The sequence below is a fragment of the Inhella inkyongensis genome, assembly GCF_005952805.1.
In the GTDB taxonomy this organism is placed as follows: domain Bacteria; phylum Pseudomonadota; class Gammaproteobacteria; order Burkholderiales; family Burkholderiaceae_C; genus Inhella; species Inhella inkyongensis.
Genome location: NZ_CP040709.1, coordinates 1,638,328 through 1,658,187 on the forward strand (window position 1 = coordinate 1,638,328; position 19,860 = coordinate 1,658,187).

General features: G+C 65.9%; 19 protein-coding genes and 1 tRNA gene. 11 read left to right on the plus strand and 9 right to left on the minus strand.

Features of this window, described 5'->3' with window-relative positions; translation table 11 throughout:
* Nucleotides 1-55 precede the first annotated feature (55 nt).
* The 6 genes from FF090_RS07970 to FF090_RS07995 form a co-directional block, all read right to left on the minus strand.
* Nucleotides 56-2,233 carry a winged helix-turn-helix domain-containing protein gene (locus FF090_RS07970; RefSeq protein WP_138856218.1) on the minus strand — a complete coding sequence of 726 codons (2,178 nt, stop codon included), beginning with the start codon at nt 2,231-2,233 and terminating at the stop codon, nt 56-58.
* Nucleotides 2,230-3,351, minus strand: a complete 1,122-nt coding sequence (locus FF090_RS07975; protein WP_138856219.1) for an AIR synthase related protein — start codon at nt 3,349-3,351, stop codon at nt 2,230-2,232. The genes FF090_RS07970 and FF090_RS07975 overlap by 4 nt, the downstream gene beginning before the upstream one ends.
* A gap of 62 nt (nt 3,352-3,413) precedes the next feature.
* Nucleotides 3,414-3,647 (minus strand): DUF2805 domain-containing protein, encoded by a 234-nt coding sequence (locus FF090_RS07980; protein WP_138856220.1) that lies wholly within the window; start codon nt 3,645-3,647, stop codon nt 3,414-3,416.
* 56 nt (nt 3,648-3,703) lie between these two features.
* A complete protein-coding gene (locus FF090_RS07985; protein ID WP_138856221.1) occupies nt 3,704-5,023 on the minus strand; it encodes an ATP-binding protein in 1,320 nt (439 codons plus the stop codon).
* A gap of 20 nt (nt 5,024-5,043) precedes the next feature.
* A complete protein-coding gene (ompR, locus tag FF090_RS07990; protein ID WP_138856222.1) occupies nt 5,044-5,784 on the minus strand; it encodes an osmolarity response regulator transcription factor OmpR in 741 nt (246 codons plus the stop codon).
* A gap of 139 nt (nt 5,785-5,923) precedes the next feature.
* Complete coding sequence (locus FF090_RS07995) at nt 5,924-6,694, minus strand: 3-hydroxybutyrate dehydrogenase (protein ID WP_138856223.1); 771 nt, start codon at nt 6,692-6,694, stop codon at nt 5,924-5,926.
* A 45-nt stretch (nt 6,695-6,739) separates the two neighbouring features.
* Between FF090_RS07995 and FF090_RS08000 the strand changes: the two genes are divergently transcribed.
* From FF090_RS08000 to FF090_RS08020, 5 genes are all read left to right on the plus strand, one after another.
* The gene (locus tag FF090_RS08000) at nt 6,740-7,606 is read left to right on the plus strand and encodes an alpha/beta fold hydrolase (RefSeq protein WP_138856224.1); all 867 of its coding nucleotides are present in this window, start codon (nt 6,740-6,742) and stop codon (nt 7,604-7,606) included.
* Complete coding sequence (locus tag FF090_RS08005) at nt 7,603-9,876, plus strand: RelA/SpoT family protein (protein WP_138856225.1); 2,274 nt, start codon at nt 7,603-7,605, stop codon at nt 9,874-9,876. Before FF090_RS08000 ends, FF090_RS08005 begins: the two co-directional genes overlap by 4 nt.
* Nucleotides 9,877-9,960: 84 nt before the next feature.
* Nucleotides 9,961-10,037: transfer RNA gene (locus tag FF090_RS08010), tRNA-Val, on the plus strand.
* 176 nt (nt 10,038-10,213) lie between these two features.
* Nucleotides 10,214-11,419 (plus strand): porin, encoded by a 1,206-nt coding sequence (locus tag FF090_RS08015; RefSeq protein WP_510604444.1) that lies wholly within the window; start codon nt 10,214-10,216, stop codon nt 11,417-11,419.
* Between the two features lie 10 nt (nt 11,420-11,429).
* Nucleotides 11,430-11,861 (plus strand): type 2 periplasmic-binding domain-containing protein, encoded by a 432-nt coding sequence (locus FF090_RS08020; RefSeq protein ID WP_138856227.1) that lies wholly within the window; start codon nt 11,430-11,432, stop codon nt 11,859-11,861.
* Nucleotides 11,862-11,914: 53 nt separating this feature from the next.
* Here the strand turns inward: FF090_RS08020 and FF090_RS08025 are convergent, their stop codons facing one another.
* The gene (locus FF090_RS08025; protein WP_138856228.1) at nt 11,915-12,643 is read right to left on the minus strand and encodes a class I SAM-dependent methyltransferase; all 729 of its coding nucleotides are present in this window, start codon (nt 12,641-12,643) and stop codon (nt 11,915-11,917) included.
* A gap of 135 nt (nt 12,644-12,778) precedes the next feature.
* Here FF090_RS08025 and phaR point away from each other — a divergent pair, with 135 nt between their 5' ends.
* Genes phaR through FF090_RS08040 form a run of 3 tightly spaced genes read left to right on the plus strand, consistent with a single transcriptional unit; the run spans nt 12,779 to nt 15,904 of the window.
* Nucleotides 12,779-13,351, plus strand: a complete 573-nt coding sequence (gene phaR / locus FF090_RS08030; protein ID WP_138856229.1) for a polyhydroxyalkanoate synthesis repressor PhaR — start codon at nt 12,779-12,781, stop codon at nt 13,349-13,351.
* Nucleotides 13,351-14,730, plus strand: coding sequence for a 30S ribosomal protein S12 methylthiotransferase RimO (gene rimO / locus FF090_RS08035; protein WP_138856230.1), 1,380 nt, complete (start codon nt 13,351-13,353; stop codon nt 14,728-14,730). Before phaR ends, rimO begins: the two co-directional genes overlap by 1 nt.
* 4 nt (nt 14,731-14,734) lie before the next feature.
* The gene (locus tag FF090_RS08040; protein ID WP_138856231.1) at nt 14,735-15,904 is read left to right on the plus strand and encodes a PLP-dependent transferase; all 1,170 of its coding nucleotides are present in this window, start codon (nt 14,735-14,737) and stop codon (nt 15,902-15,904) included.
* 236 nt (nt 15,905-16,140) lie between these two features.
* Here FF090_RS08040 and smpB read toward each other — a convergent pair whose 3' ends face one another.
* Nucleotides 16,141-16,599: an SsrA-binding protein SmpB gene (smpB, locus tag FF090_RS08045; RefSeq protein ID WP_138856232.1), complete on the minus strand. Its 459-nt coding sequence runs from the start codon at nt 16,597-16,599 to the stop codon at nt 16,141-16,143.
* A gap of 61 nt (nt 16,600-16,660) precedes the next feature.
* On the opposite strand from smpB, the gene FF090_RS08050 reads away from it, so the two are divergent.
* Nucleotides 16,661-17,122, plus strand: a complete 462-nt coding sequence (locus FF090_RS08050) for a type II toxin-antitoxin system RatA family toxin (RefSeq protein WP_138856233.1) — start codon at nt 16,661-16,663, stop codon at nt 17,120-17,122.
* A 1-nt stretch (nt 17,123) separates the two neighbouring features.
* Nucleotides 17,124-17,420, plus strand: a complete 297-nt coding sequence (locus FF090_RS08055; protein ID WP_246071545.1) for an RnfH family protein — start codon at nt 17,124-17,126, stop codon at nt 17,418-17,420.
* A 271-nt stretch (nt 17,421-17,691) separates the two neighbouring features.
* Here FF090_RS08055 and FF090_RS08060 read toward each other — a convergent pair whose 3' ends face one another.
* Complete coding sequence (locus FF090_RS08060) at nt 17,692-18,207, minus strand: DUF4124 domain-containing protein (protein WP_138856235.1); 516 nt, start codon at nt 18,205-18,207, stop codon at nt 17,692-17,694.
* 119 nt (nt 18,208-18,326) lie between these two features.
* Between FF090_RS08060 and guaB the strand changes: the two genes are divergently transcribed.
* Nucleotides 18,327-19,793, plus strand: coding sequence for an IMP dehydrogenase (gene guaB, locus FF090_RS08065; protein ID WP_138856236.1), 1,467 nt, complete (start codon nt 18,327-18,329; stop codon nt 19,791-19,793).
* Nucleotides 19,794-19,860 lie beyond the last annotated feature (67 nt).

Below are 19,860 nucleotides of genomic sequence, written 5' to 3' on the forward strand. Positions count from 1 at the left end.
ATCGCCCATCAAGACGGCCTACAGTTCTGATCCAAAAAATATTTCTGCTTATGAATCAAGGGCTTGGGCTGACCATCAGGTCGCCATGGGCGGCGTCGTTTTGCTCCACCCAAGCCCCCTGTGGGCTCAGGCTGAAGCTGGCGAACTCGGGGAAACTGCCCAGGGGGTGATGGCTCTTGAGCTGTGGCGGAGCGCCAGGGCGGGTCCAGAGATCGAAGCGCTCATCGGTTCCGCGTGTCAGGGTCAAAACGCCCTGCGGGTGCAGTTCCCAGTGGAGCAGGGTTTGCCCGGACTGGGTCAGTGGCCAGACGGTCGGTGTGCCGGCTTGTTGGCCGCTTGGTAGGGGCCAGACCTGCAGGTTTTGACCCCGTGCGTCCAGGTAGTGCAGCCCGCGCGCATTCCAGGCCAGGCGGCCGCCGGGCAGGCCGGCGGGCGCTGCGTCGACCGGGCGCATGTCAGCGGGCTGCAGATCGGCGTTCAGTTGCAGGCGCCAGGGCTGCCAGGGCCCGCCGCCGCGAGACCTCAGAAAAGCCAGGCTGCGCCCATCGGGGGACCAGCCCGGCGTGCCCAGTTGCGCCTCGCCCTGCCACAGCGTGCGCAAGGCCTTGGCCTGGGTGTCCATCAGGCACAACGCCAGCGCACGCTGGCTGCCGCAACTGCCCACAAAGGCCAGATGCCGGCCCTCGGGCGACCAGACTGGCCGGCCGATTTGGCCTTCCAGCCGCAGGGCCTCGCGCAGAGCGCCGTCCGCCGAGCGCAGCCACAGCTGGGCATGGTCGCCGTCACGCGCCACAAAGGCCAGCAACTGGCGCCCGACATGAAAGGCTGGCAAACGCCGGGAGGCCAGCGCCTGCTCCAGGCGCAGCGGGGCACGGCCTTCTCGGTCCAGGGGCAATTCGCCCAGGCTCACATGGGCGCGCATCAGTGCATGCACCAGCCGCCCGTCGCGGCTGCGCTGCGGCGCACTCCCGTCCAGACCCAGGGGCCGCAGGCTGCCGTCCGCACGCTGCCAGCGCAGCAGGGTGCGCTGGCCCTGGCGGGTGGTGGAGAGGATCAGGTCCTGGCCATTGGCGGCAAAGCTCAGGCCATGAAGGCTGTCCATTTGCAGTCGGGTCAGGCGCCTGGGTTCACCCACGGCCCGACCGTCGCGCCAACTCAGTTCATACAGATCTCGGCTGCCGTCCTGCGGGTCTTGGCGCACAAAGGCCAGGCGCTGCCCGTCGGGAGACCAAGCCGGTTGATGGTCCCCCTGTGCGCTGTTGGGGGCCTGGGTCAGGCGCTGCGGTGGGCCGCCTTCGGCCGGCATGGCGTACAGCCCGGGCTCAGACGCGCCCGCAAAGACCAGCCAACGGCCATCGTCCGACCAAGCCAGGGCCGGGGTGAAGAGCGGGGCGCATGCCGCCAAGTCTTGGCGCTGTCCGCTGTGCAAGTCCACCACCCAGAGCCGGCAGGATTGGCGGCCGCGCCGGGCCAGGTAGGCGATGCGCCGCCCATCGGCCGACCAGGCCAGTGCCGTCACATCGCCTTGCGCGCCGCCCACGGCGCGCGGAGTGGCGCTGCGGTCTGCAGCGTCACGCACATAGAGCTCGGCGTCGCCTTGGCCTTGCCACCAGGCAAAGGCCAGTTGCCGGCCATCGGGCGAGAGCGCGCCCAGAAATTCCACACCCGGGTACTGCGTCAGACTCTGGGCGGCGGGCAGGGCCGGCGGGGCGGGCGGTGGCGCGGCGGGTTTTCGCTGCGCCATCCACACGAACAAGGCGACCAGCGTGATCAGACCCAAGCCCAGTCCCAGGCTCAGCACCCAGCCCAACACAACGCGGCGGGGCCGACCGGCGGCCTTTGAAGCAGGGGCCACCGATTCGGCGTCCCGGGCCGGCGCCGCAGCCGGCGCCTCAAGCACCTGCACCGGCGCGATCAGCCGGTAGCCCTTCTTCGGGATGGTTTCGAGGTAGCGCGGCTGCTCGGGGTCGTCGCCCAGCGCCTGGCGGATGGCCCAGATGGCGTTGTTGATGGCTTGCGGGGCGACGAACTCATTGCCATCCCACAGCCGCGCCTCCAGGGTCTCGCGCGTGACCACCTGGCCTGGAGTCTCGGCCAGCAGCGCCAGCAGGGCCATGGCCTTGTGGCGCAGGGCCTGAGGGGGCTGGCCCTCACGCCAGAGGCGGTTGGCGCTGACGTCGACCGTCCACTCGCCGATGCGCAGCAAGGGCGGGTGAGCGGCGGAGGCGTTCAACGCAGTTGCAGATCGGCGTCCGAGAACTCGATGCCCAGCGGCTCGATCAGCAGGCGTTTGGCCCCGGCTTCGACCTGACCGGCATGCCAGGCCTGCACGCCGCAGCCCTGGGCCACGCGCACCACCTCGGCGGCCTGCTCGGGCGGCACGAAGAGCGCGAAGCCCGCGCCCATGTTCAGCGTGGAATAGGCCTCGCGGTCGTCCAGATGGCAGTGCTTCTGCATGAAGCGCAGCACCTCGGGCACCGGCGGCACGGTGTGGATGCGGTAGGTCAGCTCGCCGGGATGGCGCAGCAGCTTGCGCCAGCCGTGGCCGGTGATGTTGGCGCTGTAGTGCACCGTCAGGCCGCTCTTGTAGAGCGCCTCGGTAACGGGCGAGTACAGCGGCGTGGGCGCCAGCAGCGCCGCGCCATAGCTCAGCCCATCGGCAATCTCGGTCAGATAGCCGTTCTCCAGCCGCTCGGCCAGCTTGCGTGCCAGGCTCAGGCCGTTGGCGTGGATGCCGCTGGCGGCCAGCAGCACGATGGCGTCGCCCGGGGCCAGCTGATCACCCACCGACAGGCGACTCTTGGGGTTGACGATGCCGGTGCACGACGCCGCCAGATCGATGCGGTCGTTCTCGACGATACCGGCCAGGGCCGGGGTTTCGCCGCCGCCCCAGGCCACGCCGCAGGTCTCGCAGGCGGCCTTCCAGCCGGCCACCAGGGCCTGGGCGCGCTGGGCATTGCCGAACCAGTCGGAGCCGCCGGCCGCCCAATAGGCCTGAACCACCAGGGGCGTGGCGCCCACGGTGATCAGGTCGTTCACCGCCATGGCGATGGTGTCCTGGGCGATGGCGCCATAGAAGCTCTGGCCCGTCAGGCGTGCCATTTCATCGGCCACCAGGGTCTTGGTGCCCAGGCATTCGACGATCGAGGCCAGATAGAACGGCCCCACATCCACCACATAGGCCGACTCGCCGCGCGAGGCCTTAACCTCGCTGAAACCGTGGCCGGTGAGCTGGCTGGCGGTGCTGGCGGCGGCGCGCTGGGCGCTGACCTTGAGGGGGTCGATCAGGTCGTAATTGACGCCGGCCTGATCGTAGGTGAGAGGGGTGCTGGGGTGGGTGGGCGTGCTCATGGGCGCGCATTCTCTCAGGGTGCCGCAATCCATCGGTCAGCCCCGCGGGCGAAACCCAGGGTTCAGCGACCGAAGGGGAAGGTCGAGCGCACCGTGGGACGCTTGGTTTTCTTGTCGCGGGCCTGCCAAAGCTTGAAGGCGGAGGGGGTCAGTTCGCGCCGCATCAGTTGCTGCAGCGCTCCTGGGCCGACGCCGTAGTCGAGGCGGATACGGTCATAGGGAGGCGGGTCGACCCAGGCGGCGGCGACCACGCGCTGGATGTCTTCGGGGCTGAGACGGGGAACAGGTTTTGCCATGCGCGAATTCTCCGCTGCCCCGCTGCGCGGCGGAGCGAGGCGGGAGAGACCGTTCTCTATTCAGCGCGCAGCAGCCGCAGTCGGCTCACCAATCCGCCACTTTCAGCGTTCAGGATCTCTAGCGTGGCGCCCATGCGCGCCAGGGATTTTTCGACGATCGCCAGGCCCAGTCCCGAGCCGCTGGCCGCCGTGCGCGCGGTGTTGCCGCGGAAGAAGGGTTTGGTCAGCTCGCTCAGGATGGCGGGTGAGACGCCCGGGCCATGGTCGCGCACGGTCAGGATGACCTCGTCGCCCTTGGCCGTGGCCATCACGTCCACGCGTGCCGGTTGATCCTTTTGGTGGCCGTAGCGGCGCGCGTTCTCAAACAGGTTTTGCAGCACGCGCGAGAGCTCGGTGGGGTCGCCTTTGACCTTGAGGCTGGGCAAAACGCGGATGCGAAAGCGAATCTGCGAGGGGTCGCGAAAGCTGGCGGCCTCGCGCTCCACTGCCTCGATCAGGCTCAGGCTCTGCGTCTGCAGTTCGCCCGGGCGGGCGTAGTCCATGAATTTGCCGATCACGGCATCGAGCTGGTCGATGTCCTGCGCCATGGCGTTGCGGGCTTCTTCGTCGTGTACGCTCATCTCGGCCTCGAGGCGCAGGCGGGCCAGGGGGGTGCGCAAGTCGTGCGAGATGCCGGCCATCATCACGGCACGGTCCTGTTCCAGCTTGGCCAGCACCCGCGCCATGCGGTTGAAGCCGCGGTTGACCTCGCGGATCTCGTTGGTCAGGGTGTGCTCGTCCAGGCGCGAGTCGTACTCGCCCTCTTTGATGCGGTGGGTGGCGATGGACAGCGCGCGCAGGGGGCGGTTGATCAGGCCGGCGATCAGGGCCGAGCCCAGCAGGGTGCCGGCCAGAACGATCAGCAACCACCAGGCTTTTGAGATCCCCAGATGCGCTTGAGGCTCTTCGGCGCGCAGCCAGAAGGCGTCGCGGCCGGCCATAAAGCGCACCCACAGGCCGCCCTGACCGTTGACGCTGCGGGCCACGAAGGTGTCTTGCCCCAGGCGTTGCTGCAGGGCCAGGGCCACCTGGCGGGCGAAGGGGTCTTGGTCATAGGTGCGCCAGTCGTCGCGCAGTTCGGCCACTTGCACGCGGATGCTGGCGTCGCGGCCCAAGGACTTGATCAGAACCAGTCGCTGGATGGGCTCGACCTGGCTGAGCGCGGTGCGCGCCAGCACCACCATGTCCCCCAATTGCTGGGCGGCCTGCAGCGCGCGTGGTTCCGACTCCAGGGCGCGAAACGCCACCTGCCAAGCCACGCCTGTGCCGGCCAGCAACAGGGCCAACCAGGCAAAGGTGCGCCAAAAGAGGTTGAACCCGAGCAGGCGACGCAGCATTCAGTCAGCCGTGTAGGTCTTCAGGCCGCTGGCGCGTCATCGGGCACAAACACATAGCCCAGACCCCAGACGGTCTGGATGTAGCGCGGCTTGGCCGGATCGGGCTCGATCATCTTGCGCAGACGCGAGATCTGCACATCCAGGCTGCGGTCAAAGGGTTCGAAATCGCGGCCACGGGTCAGCTGGGCCAGCTTGTCGCGGCTGAGGGGCTGGCGCGGGTGGCGCACCAGGGCCTTGAGCATGGCGAACTCGCCGGTGGTGAGCGGCTGCTCCACCCCTTCCTTGCTCAGGCGGCGCAGACCGAGGTCGAACTCATAGGGGCCGAACATCACGCGTTCGGCGGTGCCCGAGGGCGCGCCGGGCATCTCCGGCGCCGGGGCACGGCGTAGCACGGCATTGATGCGGGCCAGCAGTTCGCGTGGGTTGAAGGGCTTGCCCAAGTAGTCGTCGGCGCCGACCTCCAGGCCGACGATGCGATCCACGTCCTCGCCCTTGGCAGTCAGCATCACGATCGGCGTGCGATTGCCCTGGGCGCGCAGGCGACGACAGATGGAGAGGCCGTCTTCGCCGGGCATCATCAGGTCCAGCACGATCAGATCCAGGTTCTCGCGCGACATCAGGCGCGCCAGCGCCTGGCCGTCTTCGGCGGGCAGCACCTCAAAGCCTTCCTGGCTCAGGTAGCGGCGCAGCAGGTCGCGGATTCGAGCATCGTCGTCGACGACGGCAATCCGTTGGGGGCGGGTGTTCGGGGCGTGGGACATCGGTTCACTCCAGCTGCCCCTGAAAGTCCGGGGCCGGTAACGATTGTCCTGCCCTTGGCAGGGCGTTGTTACAAATTCGGCCGCTCCAGGGCTCTGAGCTCAGGGCTCGGTTACCAATGCACACAAGCCCGGTGCCGTATCACTGGGCGGTCCAGCCGCCGTCCATGCCCCAGGCCTGGCCACGCACATTGCCGGCCGCCGGGCTGCACAGAAACTGCGCCAGGGCTCCCAGTTCCTCTGGGGTGGTGAAGGCGAGTGAGGGTTGCTTCTCGGCCAACAGGCGGCGGCTGGCTTCGGCGTTGTCCACCCCGTCGGCGAGTGCGCGGGCATCGACCTGGCGCTGCACCAGGGGGGTCAGCACCCAGCCCGGGCAGATGGCGTTGCAGGTCACGCCGGTGGTGGCGGTTTCCAGGGCCACGGCCTTGGTCAGCCCGATCAGGCCGTGCTTGGCGGCCACGTAGGCACTCTTGTTGACCGAGGCCACCTGCCCATGCACCGAGGCCACATTGATGATGCGGCCCCAGCCTTGGGCCAGCATGCCGGGCAAGGCGGCGCGGATGCTGTGAAAGGCGCTGGACAGATTGATGGCCAGGATGGCGTCCCAACGTTCGGGCGGAAAGTCTTGAATCGGCGCGACGTGCTGAATGCCGGCGTTGTTGACCAGGATGTCGCAAGCGCCAAACCGGGCCTCGGTGGCCTGCACCAGGTCCGCCACCTCGTCCGGACGGGACATGTCGGCGCCGTGGTAATCCACCTCGATCTCCAAACCCTCGAACTGGGCGCGGGCGGCCTCAACATCGCCAAAGCCATTGAGCATCACATTGGCGCCTTGGCGAGCCAGGCTCAGGGCCAGGCCCAGGCCGATGCCACTGGTGGAGCCCGTGATCAGGGCGGTTTTGCCGTTCAACATCGCGCGGTGTCCCTTAGGATCTTTGAAAGAACCCGAGGATAGCCAATGACATCACCGCGCCTGCACCACCTCCAGGCCCTGAGCCCCGGTGGGCTGCACCGCATCGCCTACCGGGAGTGGGGGGCGGCGGACAACCCCAGGGTCGTGGTCTGTGTGCACGGTCTCACCCGCCAATCCTGCGATTTCGATGCACTGGCGCGCCGGCTGGCACCCGAGTTTCGCGTGATTTGCCCGGATGTCGTGGGGCGTGGCGATTCCGGCTGGCTGGCCAACCCGCTGCACTACGGCATCCCGCAGTACGTGGCGGACATGGTGAGCCTGGTGGCACGCCTGGATGTGGAGCAGGTGGATTGGGTGGGTACCTCAATGGGCGGCCTGATCGGCCTGGGGCTGGCCGCCTTGCCCGGCAGCCCGGTGCGGCGCCTGGTGCTCAACGACGTCGGCCCGAGCCTGGAGTGGCAGGCCTTGCAGCGCATTGGCGCCTATCTGGGCCAGGCGATGGTTTTTGACTCGGTGGAAGAGGGCGCCGCGCAATTGCGCAGCATCTCTCAGGGCTTTGGGACTTTCAGTGAAGCCGAATGGCTGGCGTTGTCGCGACCGATGTTCCGGGCTAGCGAGCAAGGGGTGCGTCTGCACTACGACCCGGCCATCGGTCAGGCTTTTCGCGCGCTGACGCCCGAGTTGGCGGCAGCCGGCGAAGCGCAGCTGTGGGCGGCATGGGCGGCGCTGAGCCAGCCGGTGTTGGTGCTGCGCGGTGCGCAGAGTGATTTGCTCAGTGCCGAAACAGCGGCCCGCATGATCCAGACCGGGGCCCAGGCCCAGTTGCTCACACTCCCCGAGGTGGGCCACGCCCCGATGTTGGATCGAGCCGAACAACAAGACCCCGTGATCGAGTTTCTGCGTCAACCGTGAAGACTGCCCCTGCCGACCCGCAACGCGCCGCCATCGTCGCGCTGCTGCACGACGAACCCGCCGCGCAGGACCTGCCCAAGCGTTTGCCCGGGGCTGAACCCCAACGCGCCGCCCCTGTCCTGGATGTCCTGAACCGAGCGCGCGCCTTTGCCGAACCTCTGCTGGCGGGGCGCTTGTTGGATACGGGCGAGGACCAACTCAGCCATGCCGATGGGGTGGCCGCCATCCTGGCCGGCATCGGGGCCTCGCCGGGCATCCAGGCTGCGGCCTATCTGGTGTACGCCAGCGAACACCTGAGTGATCCCATCGAGGTGACCGCCAAGGCCTTTGGGGCTGGCTATGCCGAGTTGGTGGAGCACACCCGCAAGCTGGTGCGCATCCAGCGCGCTGCGCGTGCTGCGCAACTGGAGGCCGAGGCCGCACAGCAGCAGCTGGAGCGGGTGCGCAAGATGCTGTTGGCCTTCAGCAAAGACTTGCGCGTGGTGCTGCTGCGCCTGGCCTCGCGCTTACAGACCCTGCGTTGGTACGCCTTGGTCAAGCAACCCTGCCGCGTGGATGTGGCCCTGGAGGCGCGCCAGGTCTTTGCGCCCCTGGCCAACCGGCTGGGCATTTGGCAGATCAAGTGGGAATTGGAAGACCTGGCCTTCCGCTTTCTGGAGCCCGAGCGCTATCACGCCTTGGCGCGCGCGCTGCACGAAAAGCGCCTGGAGCGCGAACTGCGCGTGCACCAGGCGCGTTCGCAGTTGATGGCCGAACTGCAGCGCCTGGGCGTGACCGGCGAGGTGCAGGGTCGGCCCAAACACCTCTACAGCATCTGGAAAAAGATGCAGGGCAAGGGCCTCACGCTGGACCGGGTGTTCGACCTGCGCGCTTTGCGTGTCATCGTGGACAGCGCGGACGAGTGTTACGCGGTGCTGGCGCGCCTGCACGAGGTGTACCTGCCGGTCGAGGGTGAGTTCGATGACTACATCGCGCGCCCCAAGGCCAATGGGTATCAAAGCCTGCACACCGTGCTGCGCGGTAGTGATGGCCAGACCATGGAGGTCCAGATTCGTACCCGTGCCATGCACGAGCACGCAGAGCATGGGGTGGCTGCGCACTGGGCCTACAAGGAGGCGGGCGCCAAAGGCTACGGTGGCCAGGCGGTGGCCGGCGAGCAGGAGGCCAGCGTGCGCGAGGCACGCAAGGCCGTGCTGCGCCAGCTGCTGGCATGGGAACGCGACCTGGTTGAGAGTCAGGGCTCGGCCGAGCAAGCAGGTGAGGAAGCGCGCATCTTCGTCTTCACGCCGCAGGCGGCGGTGGTGGAGCTGTGCGCCGGTGCCACGCCCATCGACTTTGCCTACCAGCTCCACACCGAGTTGGGTCACCGAATCCGTGGCGCCAAGGTCGATGGCCAACTGGTGCCCCTCAATACGCCTTTGCAGAGCGGTCAGACCGTGGAGGTCATGGGCGGTAAGGAGCGCGGCCCATCGTTGGATTGGCTCAACGCCGAGCTGGGCTTTTTGGCCTCGGCGCGATCGCGTGCCAAGGTGCGCGCCTGGTTCAACGCCCTGGCCTCGGAAGAGACCGTGGCGCGCGGCCGCGAGTTGGTGGAAAAGCTGCTGGCGCGCGAGGGGCGTACGGCCATCAAACATGATGAGTTGGCCGCGCGCTTGGGCTTCAAGAGCGCTGAGCAATTGTTCGAGGTGGTGGGCAAGGATGAGTTTTCGCTCAAGCCCATCGAACAACTGCTGCGCCCAGCCGAAGCGGAGCAGCAGCCCAGCGACGACGAGATGGCAGCGCGCCAACATGTGCGGCCCGCCAGCCCCGAGACCAAGCGGGGTGGCGTGCTGGTGGTGGGGGTGGACTCCCTGCTCACCAGTTTGGCGCGCTGCTGCCGCCCGGCGCCGCCCGATGCCATTCGCGGCTTCGTCACGCGCGGCAAGGGCGTGGCCATTCACCGCGCCGATTGCAGCAATCTGCGCGACAGCCTGAGCCGCGCGCCCGAGCGCGAGATCGACGTGACCTGGGGCAACACCCAGGGGCGGCAGTACCCGGTGGACCTGAGCGTCGAGGCAGAGGATCGCCCCGGGGTGCTGCGCGATGTGCTCGAAGTGTTTTCCAAGCTGAAGCTGCGCGTCAGTGAGGCCAAGACCCAAAGCCAGCGCGGCAGCCGCCCAGACACGCAGTGGATGGCCTTCACCATCGAAGTGGGCAGTGCTGAGGCATTGCGCGAGGCGCTGCGCAGCGTGGCGCAGGTGCCTGGCGTGCGCGCCGCGCGTAGGCGTTGACGAAATCAAAAAATCTCGTGTATAGTCGCGGGCTCTTGTGGTGAGGGGCTGAAGAAATTCAGTTCGCGACGCAAGAGAGACCCCAGGCGCGTAGCTCAGCTGGTTAGAGCACCACCTTGACATGGTGGGGGTCGTTGGTTCGAGTCCAATCGCGCCTACCAATTCGCAAAGCCCGTGAATCGCAAGATTCACGGGCTTTTTGCTTGGGGTTTGCACGCTGATCGTGGTCGGAGGGCAACGGCGTTCTCCCAAAGTCTGGGTCACCAAGGCAGGATCGGGCTGGAGCCGCAATGCAGGCCGTATTGCGGTGATTCCCTCACTGAAATGGAGATTCGCCGTGACAAAGCGCCATTTGATTGCATTGGCTGCCAGCTTGGCAGCGGCTGGGCCCGCCTTGGCGGAGTCGAGCATGTTCAGCTTTTCCGGGTTCGGCACAGCCGGATTGGCCAAAACCAATAATGACCGGGCCGAATATGCGATGCCGGGTCAGTTGAGTGGCGCTGACGATTCGGTGGAGGGAAGTGTCGACACCAAACTTGGCCTCCAACTGACGGCCAAGTTCAATCCGATGTTCTCTGCCACGGCCCAGTTGCTGACCAAATACAACGGCAAGGGCAATTGGGAGCCCAATGCGGAGTGGGCTTACTTCAAGGCGCAGTTCTCACCGAACTGGGCGTTGCGGGTGGGGCGCATGGGCCTGCCGGCCTTTGCGGTGTCGGACTTCCGCGATGTGGGCTATTCCAACCTCTGGGTGCGCCCGCCGCTGGATGTTTACGGCCAAGTTTCACTGAGTAACTTTGAGGGCGCCGATATCACCTATCGCACTCAGATGCTCGGCGCCAATGTGACCGCTCAGGCCTTTGCGGGCCGTATGCGCACGACCTTTCGCCAGATCAAGCTGGATGGTGATGACAGCTTTGGTTTCAATCTGACGGCGGAGTACGACAACGGGCTCACGATCCGATTGGGTCATCTGGAATCGGACCTGACGGTGCATTTCGGCAGCCTCGATGCGTTGGTTGCAGGGCTTCGTACCGCCAGCGCGCAAGTGCCGCAGGCCGCCTCGGTCGCTGACCAAATCAGTGCCAAAGGCAAACTGGGAACATTTTCAGGCGTGGGACTGAGCTACGACCAGGACAACTGGATCTTGAGCGCTGAATACACATGGCGCCGCACAGAAACCTATATCTCCAACACCACGGGTTGGTATGCCTCGGCGGGATATCGGGTGGGCAACTTCACCCCTTATGTGGTCGCCTCAGAGCTCAAGCTGGACAGCCCCCATGTGAAGAACACGTTGCCCGTCACCAATGTGCCGAGCTTGGAGGCGCTGCGCCTCGGGGTCAACGGGGTCCTGGCCGGTCAGAATGTCGCCCAAAAGACCAGTGCCGTGGGCGTGCGCTGGGATGCCTATCGAAACACGGCGGTGAAGGCTCAGTTGGAACGCATTCGCCCACAGGGTGGCAATGGCCTTTTCGTGAACGTCAAGCCCGGCTTCAGCGGCGCCACGGTGCTCAGCCTGACCGTTGATTTCGTCTTCTAAGGAGGCACTCATGAACGCAACAAAATTGGTGCGCATCCTGGCCTCGCTTGGATTGGCCCTTTCGGCCTTTGCGGTCCAGGCCCAGGTGGTCGTGGTGGTCGGGGCCAAGAGTCCGACAGGGAATATGACGGCGGACCAGGTCAGTGCGCTCTTCCTGGGCAAGAGCAATGCCTTGCCTTCAGGAGCCGCGGCGGCGCTGGTGGATCAGCCCGAGGCCAGTCCGGTCTATGAGCAGTTTTATTCCAAAGTGGCCGGCAAGACCACGGCCCAGGTGAAGGCGGCCTGGTCGCGCTTGACGTTTTCCGGCAAGGCCACGCCGCCCAATCGCTTGGCGTCCAGCGCCGATGTGAAGAAGTTCGTGGCGGGCAATCCGGATGCGATTGGCTATATCGAGAAGTCTGCGGTGGATGCCAGCGTCAAGGTGATCTTGAGCGCCGACTGAGGCCCTCCTGGGTGCGCCGCTCCTTGGCCAGGGCGAAGGAGCGGCGCAGCTGCTTACAGCGGCTTGCGCACCACGGCGTTCACCAGCGTTTCTTCGCGTTGACCGGGTTCGGGAACTTTGCGGCCAAAAAATTCGAAGGCCCCAAGGTCGCTGCGGCTCCACCACAGATAGGGCGTGCTCACGCGCTCCGGGCGCACCTCAAAGCCGGCGGCTCGCAGCATCTGCAGGTATTCGGGGGCTGTGCGCTGCACGTCCATGGGGTGGGCGAATAAATAGCGGATCACCCAACTGTGGATATAGGCCCGGCAGCTCTCGGCCAACATCAGATGGCCACCCGGCTTGAGCACGCGCATCATCTCGGCCAGCGCGGCCTCCTGATCCACGATGTGATGCAGGGTTTGGTGACACAGGATCAGGTCCACCGAGGCGTCCGGCAAGGGCAGGCGTTCGGCGTGCGCGTTGTGCAGCTGCAGGGGTACCGGGCAGGCGCGCGCATTGGCCGCGCTGCGCTTTTCGAAGTCGGGGTCGGGGTCGGCCGCATGAATCAACGTGGGTTTGAAGCGGGCCGCCAATTCCAGCAGCGAATGCCCCCGTCCGGTTCCCAGGTCAAGGACCACGCCCCCTTGGGGCAAATCGGGTGCCAGCCCTTGCAGGTCATTGAGCGCGCGCGCCAACACATGGACCCGCCAAGTGGCGGTGGAGAGGAACCACAAACCGAAGCGTGTCTCGGGAACAAAGGCCAGGCGCGAGCGCTCTAGGTTCAGGGGCGTGGGGGATTTCATGAGGTCGAAGCGGCAGGGCCTCAGGGCCGAGCGGAAAAAATGGCTGGCATCCTACGTGCTGCCCACGGCCCTCCCCGGGGGGGCGCCCTCAGGCAGTCCCTAAAATCGCGCCCTATTCATCTGCTAGGAAATCCCATGGTCACTCGGCGCCGCGCTGCCGCATCTGACGAGGCTGCGCCGCGGGGCGACGGCCCGGCCGGTCCGCGCATCCTCAAGAAATACCCGAATCGCCGGCTCTATGACACGCAGACCAGCGCTTATGTGACCTTGCACGACGTCAAGGCCATGGTGCTGGCCGGTCAGAGTTTTGAGGTGCGTGACAACAAGACCGGCGAGGACCTGACCCGCGCCATCCTGTTGCAGATCATCCTGGAGGAGGAGACGGCCGGGGTGCCGATGTTCTCCACGCCCATGCTGGAGCAGATCATTCGCTTTTACGGTCAGGCTATGCAGGGGGTGCTGCAGGACTACTTGGCCAAGAACCTGCAGACCTTTACCGAGATGCAGGCGCGTTTCACCGAACACAGCGGTGGCGTCGGCCTGACGCCGGAGCTCTGGGGCCAGTTCATGCAGGGCCAGGCGCCCATGATGCAAGGCCTGGTGGGTTCCTACATGGAGCAAAGCAAGAACCTGTTCGTGCAGATGCAGGAACAGATGGCCAAGGGAGCCTTGTTCCCTGGCATGCCTGGATTTGGAAAGAACAAGTGATGACTGACGTTGTGAATGCCGCGACCACGCCCAAGGTGGGCTTCGTTTCGCTCGGCTGCCCGAAGGCCTTGACCGATAGCGAACTGATCCTGACGCAGCTGAGTGCTGAAGGGTATGAAACCAGCAAGACCTTCGCCGGCGCGGACCTGGTGATCGTCAACACCTGCGGCTTTATCGACGATGCGGTCAAGGAAAGCCTGGACACCATTGGAGAAGCCCTGGCTGAGAACGGCAAGGTCATCGTCACCGGCTGTCTGGGGGCCAAGCAGGCGGCTGACGGGGCCAATCTGGTGCAGCAGATCCACCCCAAGGTGCTGGCCGTGACCGGTCCGCACGCCACCCAGGAGGTGATGGATGCGGTGCACCTCCATCTGCCCAAGCCGCACGATCCCTTCATGGATCTGGTGCCGGCCGCCGGCATCAAGCTCACGCCCAAGCACTACGCCTATCTGAAGATCAGCGAGGGCTGCAACCATCGCTGCAGCTTTTGCATCATCCCGAGCATGCGTGGCGACCTGGTCAGCCGCCCGGTGGGCGATGTACTGAAGGAGGCCAAGGCCTTGTTCGAAGGGGGCTTGAAGGAGTTGTTGGTCGTCAGCCAGGACACTTCGGCCTATGGCGTGGACGTCAAGTATCGGACCGGTTTCTTCGACGGCCGCCCGGTCAAGACCCGCATGCTCGACCTGGTGCGCGAGCTGGGCGAATTGGCCAAGCCCTATGGCGCTTGGGTGCGTCTGCACTACGTCTATCCCTACCCGCATGTGGATGAGTTGCTGCCCCTGATGAACGAAGGCCTGGTGCTGCCGTATCTGGACGTGCCGTTCCAGCACTCGCACCCGGACATGCTCAAGCGCATGAAGCGCCCGGCCAGTGGCGAGAAGAATCTGGAGCGTCTGCTGCGCTGGCGCGAAGCTTGCCCCGATCTGGTGGTGCGCTCGACCTTCATTGCCGGCTTCCCCGGCGAGACGGAAGAGGAGTTCGAGCACCTTTTGAACTTCGTGCGCGAGGCCGGCATCGACCGCGCGGGCTGTTTTGCTTATTCGCCCGTAGAGGGCGCCAGTGCCAATCAGTTGCCGGATCAATTGCCCGACGCGCTGCGTGAGGAGCGCCGTGCGCGCTTCATGGCGGTGGCTGAAGGCGTGTCGGTTGAGCGTCTGCAGCGCCGCGTCGGCCAGACCTTGCAAGTGCTGGTGGATAGCGCTCCGGCCTTGGGCCGCAAGGGTGGGGTGGGGCGCTCGTATGCCGATGCGCCCGAGATCGATGGCACCGTGCGACTGCTGCCGCCCGAGAAGGCCAGCAAGACCCTGAAGGTGGGCGAATTCACCCGCGCGCGGGTGGTGGCGGCCGAGGGCCACGACTTGATCGCCCAACCGATCTGAGGCCATGAGCGATCGCAAGACTGCGGCTGAACTGATCCATCACCCTTATCAGCCGCCGGCGGGCTTTGCCGCACCGGTGCAAGCGGTACACAAGGCCAGCTCGATCTTCTTCAAGGATGTGGCCGAGTTGCAGCGCGTGCGCTGGGCCGATCGCGATGCCTATACCTATGGGCTGCATGGCACGCCCACCACCTTCGCGCTGGAGGCCCGGCTGGCCAGCCTTGAAGGGGCGAATCATGTGCTGTTGGCTCCCAGCGGGCTGGCGGCGCTGAATCTGGTCAATCAGGCCTTCCTGAAGTGCGGCGATCAGCTGCTGCTGCCCGACAACGTTTACGGCCCCAGCCGCAATGCGGCGCGCCACGAATTGGCGAACTGGGGCATCACGCACGCAATCTACGACCCGCTCGATCCGGCCGATCTGGCCGCCAAGCTCAGCCCTGCCACGCGCCTGGTCTGGCTGGAGGCTGCGGGATCGGTGACGCTGGAGTTCCCGGACCTCACTGGTCTCATCGCCGCCGTGCGTGCCAACGCACCGCAGGCCTTGATCGCGCTGGACCACACCTGGGGTGCAGGCCTTGCCTTTGCCCCTTTTGAGCTGGGGGTGGACCTGACGATCCATGCGCTGACCAAATACCCCAGCGGCGGCGGCGATGTGTTGATGGGCTCGGTGGGCGTGCGAGATCGTGGCCTGTACGAGCAGCTCGCCGCCGCTCATGGCCGCAGTGGCCTGGGTGTGGGGGCCAATGATGTGGAGTTGGTGTTGCGCGGTCTGGCCACGCTGCCGCTGCGCTACGCCGCTCAAGATGCCGCCGCGCGACGTGTGGCCGCATGGGCGCAAACGCAGACTGCCGTGGCTCAAGTGCTCCATCCGGCCCTGCCGGGCTCGCCCGGTCATGAATACTGGGCCCGCCACTGCACGGCGGCGGCCGGCTTGCTGACCTTGCGTTTTCAGCCCGAATGGAACCGGGCGCGTGTCGAAGCCATGGCTGACGCGCTCAAAGTTTTCAAGCTGGCTTGGAGCTGGGGTGGTCCGGTCTCATTGGCCGTGCCCTATGAACTAGCGCACATTCGCAGCCTGCACCGAAATAGTGGCACGGTGTTGCGATTGGCCATTGGCCTGGAAGAGCCGGAGGTCTTGATCGCCGACCTGGAGCAGGCGCTGGAGTCGGTGTGAGAGGGTAAAGGGCAGGGCAGGGCAGGGCAGGCCTGCTCACTCAGCTCTTTGATGAGACCTTGTGCCTCATCAGCTGGCCCTTTTGCCTGCGGCGAAAAGCGCAACTCGCTCCGCTCGTGCCTTCGTTAGCAGGCTAACTCAGCCCTTTGATGAGACTTTGTGTCTCATCAATTGCCCTTTTTGCCTGCGGCGAAAAGGGCAACTCGCTCCGCTCGTGTCTTCGTTGGCAGGCTAACTCAGCCCTTTGATGAGACTTTGTGTCTCATCAATTGCCCTTTTTCCCGCTCCCAATCCCGCTTCTTCTCGGTCTCGCGCTTGTCGTGCAGGGCCTTGCCCTTGCCCAGGGCGAACTGGCATTTCACCCGGCCGCCCTTGAAGTGCAGGTCCAAGGGTACCAAGGTGTAGCCCTTCTGCTCGGTCTTGCCGATCAGTCGACGGATCTCCTGCTTGGCGAGCAGCAGCTTCTTGGTGCGCTGAGCCTCCGGGCGCACATGGGTGCTGGCGCTGCCCAGCGGGTTGATCTGGCAGCCGATCAGGAACAGTTCGCCGTCTTTCACCACCACATAGGAGCCGGTCAGTTGGACCTGGCCCGCGCGGATGGCTTTGACCTCCCAGCCTTCGAGCACCATGCCGGCCTCGTACTCCTCTTCGAGGTGGTATTCAAATCGGGCGCGGCGGTTTTCAACGATGCTCATTGGACAGACTCAAAAGCAAAACGCCCCGGGCTCAGGGCGTTTCTAGAATGGCGCCCATTCTATGAAACCCGTCAAAAAGTCCGTTCTGCTTTGGTACAGCCCGCGCGAGATGTACGAGCTCGTCACCGGCATTGAGCGCTACCCCGAGTTCCTGCCCTGGTGCGAACGCGCCGAGGTCTTGGAGCGCCGCGAGGATGGCGTGACCGCCCGCCTGGAGTTGGCCTTCGCCGGCGTGCGCTCCAGCTTCACGACGCGCAATGTCCATCATGACGGTCAGCGCGTGCGGGTGGAGTTGGTGGATGGCCCCTTCACGCATCTGGATGGTGACTGGGTGTTCAAGCCTTTGGCCCGCCCGGGTGCGGCGCCCGGCGAGGTAAATGCCTGCAAGGTGGAGTTCGAACTCAGCTATGCCTTTGCGCGTGGCGGGTTGGAGACTGTGCTGAGCCCTGTTTTTGACAAGGTGGCCGGCACCCTGGTGGATCGCTTTGTCGAGCGCGCCGAGGCGGTCTATGGCCGGCGCTGAGATGCTGCAGATTGAACTCTGCTGGAGCCCTGCCGCGCAGCGGCTGGAGTTGCAGGTACTCAGCCTGCCGCCTGGCAGTTTGGTGCGGGACGCACTGGCCGCGCTGCCGGCCGACTTGCTGTGGGAGCGGGTCGGCGTCTGGGGACACAAAGTGGAACTCGAGGATGCTCTGACCCATGGCGATCGGGTGGAGGTCTATCGCGGCCTGACCGTGGACCCGATGGAGGCCAGGCGGCGGCGCCTGGCCGTTCAGGGGCGGCCGCGCGCCTCGCGGCATCGCCCTCAGCGCAAACCTTGAACTAGGGCCTGTTCACACTAAGCGAGGCCACGCGAAAGGGTCTGGCCGGCTGGCAACCTAGGCGCGCGGCGCTGCCCAGGCTGGCCGCCTGGGCGAGCCGGGCAACGACGGATGGCGGCCGGCCAGACCCTTTCCCTCCGGGTTGCCACCAGAAAAGGGCGCCCACTTTGTTGCGAAGCTCGCTGGGGCAATGAGCCCCAGCATCCCTTCGCGCCGCGTTGGCGCCCTTTCTGGGTGGCAACGCGCTGGCCTCCATTAGTGTGAACAGGCCCTAGCGGCACTCGCTGGCAATGACCGTTTTGGCGCGAGCGATGGCCGCTGCACGGGCGGCATCGTCCATGACACCGCGCTCGCCCTTCTCATCCACATGGGCCAAGCGCACGCCGGACTCCAAGGTCGCCAGCTGTTGGCGCGCCTGCTTGCAGTTTTCGGCGCGCGTGGCGGCGTTCTGGGCCTCGATGGCCTTGTTCTTCTCGTCCACTTCCTTGGTGCGGCGTGCGGCTTCCTCGGCCTGGCGCCTGGCTGCGGCCGCGCTGGCGGCGTTGGCCGGGGCACTGGCGGCCGGGGCCGAGGCCTGGGGCTGACCGAAGGGCACCAACTGAACGGGTTTGCGGGCATTGGCCGGGCGCGCCAGGATGTCCTTCTCGGGCGTGCCCTGCGGCGGCGGCCGGTCGCTGTACTGCACATTGCCCTGGGCGTCGCGCCACTTCCACTGGCCCTGGGCCTGGGCCGTGGTGGCCAGCAACAGGGTCAGACCCAGCAGACAGAAGATGCGATGTACAGCCATGATGGTCGGAAGCGGGGATTCAGTGCGATCAGTGTAGGCCGCAGAACCCGGAAGTCCCTGCGTGAATGGGACTCCATTAGGGCTTTCTATAATCCCGCTTTGCGTCTGGAGCCTTCCCCATGCGCCTTCTCGGCAAAGCACTGACCTTCGACGATGTGTTGTTGGTCCCCGCGTTCTCTCAGGTGTTGCCGCGCGACACCGATCTTTCGACCCAGCTGACCCGGCGGATCCGTATCAACCTGCCGATTGTTTCGGCGGCGATGGATACCGTCACCGAGGCCAGGCTGGCCATTGCCATCGCCCAGGAGGGCGGCATCGGCATCGTGCACAAGAACCTGCCGGCAGCGGCTCAGGCGGCCGAGGTGGCGCGGGTCAAGCGCTACGAGAGCGGTGTGCTGCGCGACCCCATCACCATCGGCCCCGATCTGAAGGTGCACGAGGTGCTGGCTCTGAGCCAGCAGCATGGTGTCAGCGGTTTCCCGGTTGTCGAGGGCAAGAAGGTGGTCGGTATCGTCACCGGCCGCGACCTGCGCTTCGAGACCCGCATGGACGTGGCGGTGCGCGAGATCATGACCCCGGCCGAGCGCCTGGTCACCGTGCCCGAGGGGGTGTCGCTGGCCGACGCCAAGGCGCTGCTGCAAAAGCACCGCCTGGAGCGCCTGGTGGTCGTGAACGACAGCTTTGATCTGCGCGGCCTGATCACGGTGAAAGACATCACCAAGCAGACCAGCTTCCCCAACGCCGCCCGCGATGCCATGGGCAAGCTGCGCGTTGGCGCGGCCGTGGGCTTTGGCGATGACACCGAAGAGCGCGTCGAACGCCTGGTCAAGGCCGGTGTGGATGTGCTGATCGTGGACACCGCGCACGGCCACAGCGCCGGCGTGCTGGACAAGGTGCGCTGGGTCAAGAACCAGTACCCGCAGGTGGATGTAATCGGCGGCAACATCGCCACCGCCGCGGCAGCTAAGGCTTTGGCGGATGCCGGCGCTGATGGCGTGAAGGTCGGCATCGGCCCGGGTTCCATCTGCACCACCCGCATCGTGGCCGGCGTGGGCGTGCCGCAGATCACCGCGATTGATAACGTCGCCAGCGCGCTGCGCGGTTCCGGCGTGCCGGTGATCGCCGATGGCGGCGTGCGCTTCTCGGGCGACCTGGCCAAAGCCATCGCAGCGGGCGCCGACTGCGTGATGATGGGCGGCGCCTTCGCGGGCACCGAGGAAGCCCCGGGCGACCTGATCCTCTACCAGGGCCGCTCGTACAAGAGCTACCGTGGCATGGGCTCCCTGGGTGCGATGGCGAAGGGCAGCGCCGACCGCTACTTCCAAGAGGGCGGCAACAACCCGAACACCTCCAAGCTGGTGCCCGAGGGTATCGAGGGTCAGGTGCCCTACAAGGGCTCGGTGGTGCAGGTGATCTTCCAGATGGCCGGTGGCTTGCGGGCCTCGATGCACTACTGCGGCTGCGCCTCGATCAAGGACATGCAGGACAAGGCGGAGTTCGTCGAGATCACCTCGGCGGGCATGCGCGAGTCCCATGTGCACGATGTGCAGATCACCAAAGAGGCCCCGAACTACCGGGCCGAATAAGACCGAAGTGAGCGAATGAGGCGGGGTGCTGGCCCCGCCTCGTTGTTTCTGACTCTCTCCAGCCCGG

What these genes read in the sequence shown, in the direction of transcription:
- rimO (WP_138856230.1), top strand. Translation starts at nt 13,351, where the DNA reads ATGACTGACGTTGTGAATGCCGCGACCACGCCCAAGGTGGGCTTCGTT.
- FF090_RS08050 (WP_138856233.1), top strand. Translation starts at nt 16,661, where the DNA reads ATGAAACCCGTCAAAAAGTCCGTTCTGCTTTGGTACAGCCCGCGCGAG.
- FF090_RS07975 (WP_138856219.1), bottom strand. Translation starts at nt 3,351, where the DNA reads ATGAGCACGCCCACCCACCCCAGCACCCCTCTCACCTACGATCAGGCC.
- FF090_RS08025 (WP_138856228.1), bottom strand. Translation starts at nt 12,643, where the DNA reads ATGAAATCCCCCACGCCCCTGAACCTAGAGCGCTCGCGCCTGGCCTTT.
- FF090_RS08055 (WP_246071545.1), top strand. Translation starts at nt 17,124, where the DNA reads ATGCTGCAGATTGAACTCTGCTGGAGCCCTGCCGCGCAGCGGCTGGAG.
- FF090_RS08000 (WP_138856224.1), top strand. Translation starts at nt 6,740, where the DNA reads ATGACATCACCGCGCCTGCACCACCTCCAGGCCCTGAGCCCCGGTGGG.
- phaR (WP_138856229.1), top strand. Translation starts at nt 12,779, where the DNA reads ATGGTCACTCGGCGCCGCGCTGCCGCATCTGACGAGGCTGCGCCGCGG.
- FF090_RS07995 (WP_138856223.1), bottom strand. Translation starts at nt 6,694, where the DNA reads ATGTTGAACGGCAAAACCGCCCTGATCACGGGCTCCACCAGTGGCATC.
- FF090_RS08060 (WP_138856235.1), bottom strand. Translation starts at nt 18,207, where the DNA reads ATGGCTGTACATCGCATCTTCTGTCTGCTGGGTCTGACCCTGTTGCTG.
- FF090_RS07980 (WP_138856220.1), bottom strand. Translation starts at nt 3,647, where the DNA reads ATGGCAAAACCTGTTCCCCGTCTCAGCCCCGAAGACATCCAGCGCGTG.
- FF090_RS08040 (WP_138856231.1), top strand. Translation starts at nt 14,735, where the DNA reads ATGAGCGATCGCAAGACTGCGGCTGAACTGATCCATCACCCTTATCAG.
- FF090_RS08020 (WP_138856227.1), top strand. Translation starts at nt 11,430, where the DNA reads ATGAACGCAACAAAATTGGTGCGCATCCTGGCCTCGCTTGGATTGGCC.
- FF090_RS07985 (WP_138856221.1), bottom strand. Translation starts at nt 5,023, where the DNA reads ATGCTGCGTCGCCTGCTCGGGTTCAACCTCTTTTGGCGCACCTTTGCC.
- smpB (WP_138856232.1), bottom strand. Translation starts at nt 16,599, where the DNA reads ATGAGCATCGTTGAAAACCGCCGCGCCCGATTTGAATACCACCTCGAA.
- guaB (WP_138856236.1), top strand. Translation starts at nt 18,327, where the DNA reads ATGCGCCTTCTCGGCAAAGCACTGACCTTCGACGATGTGTTGTTGGTC.
- ompR (WP_138856222.1), bottom strand. Translation starts at nt 5,784, where the DNA reads ATGTCCCACGCCCCGAACACCCGCCCCCAACGGATTGCCGTCGTCGAC.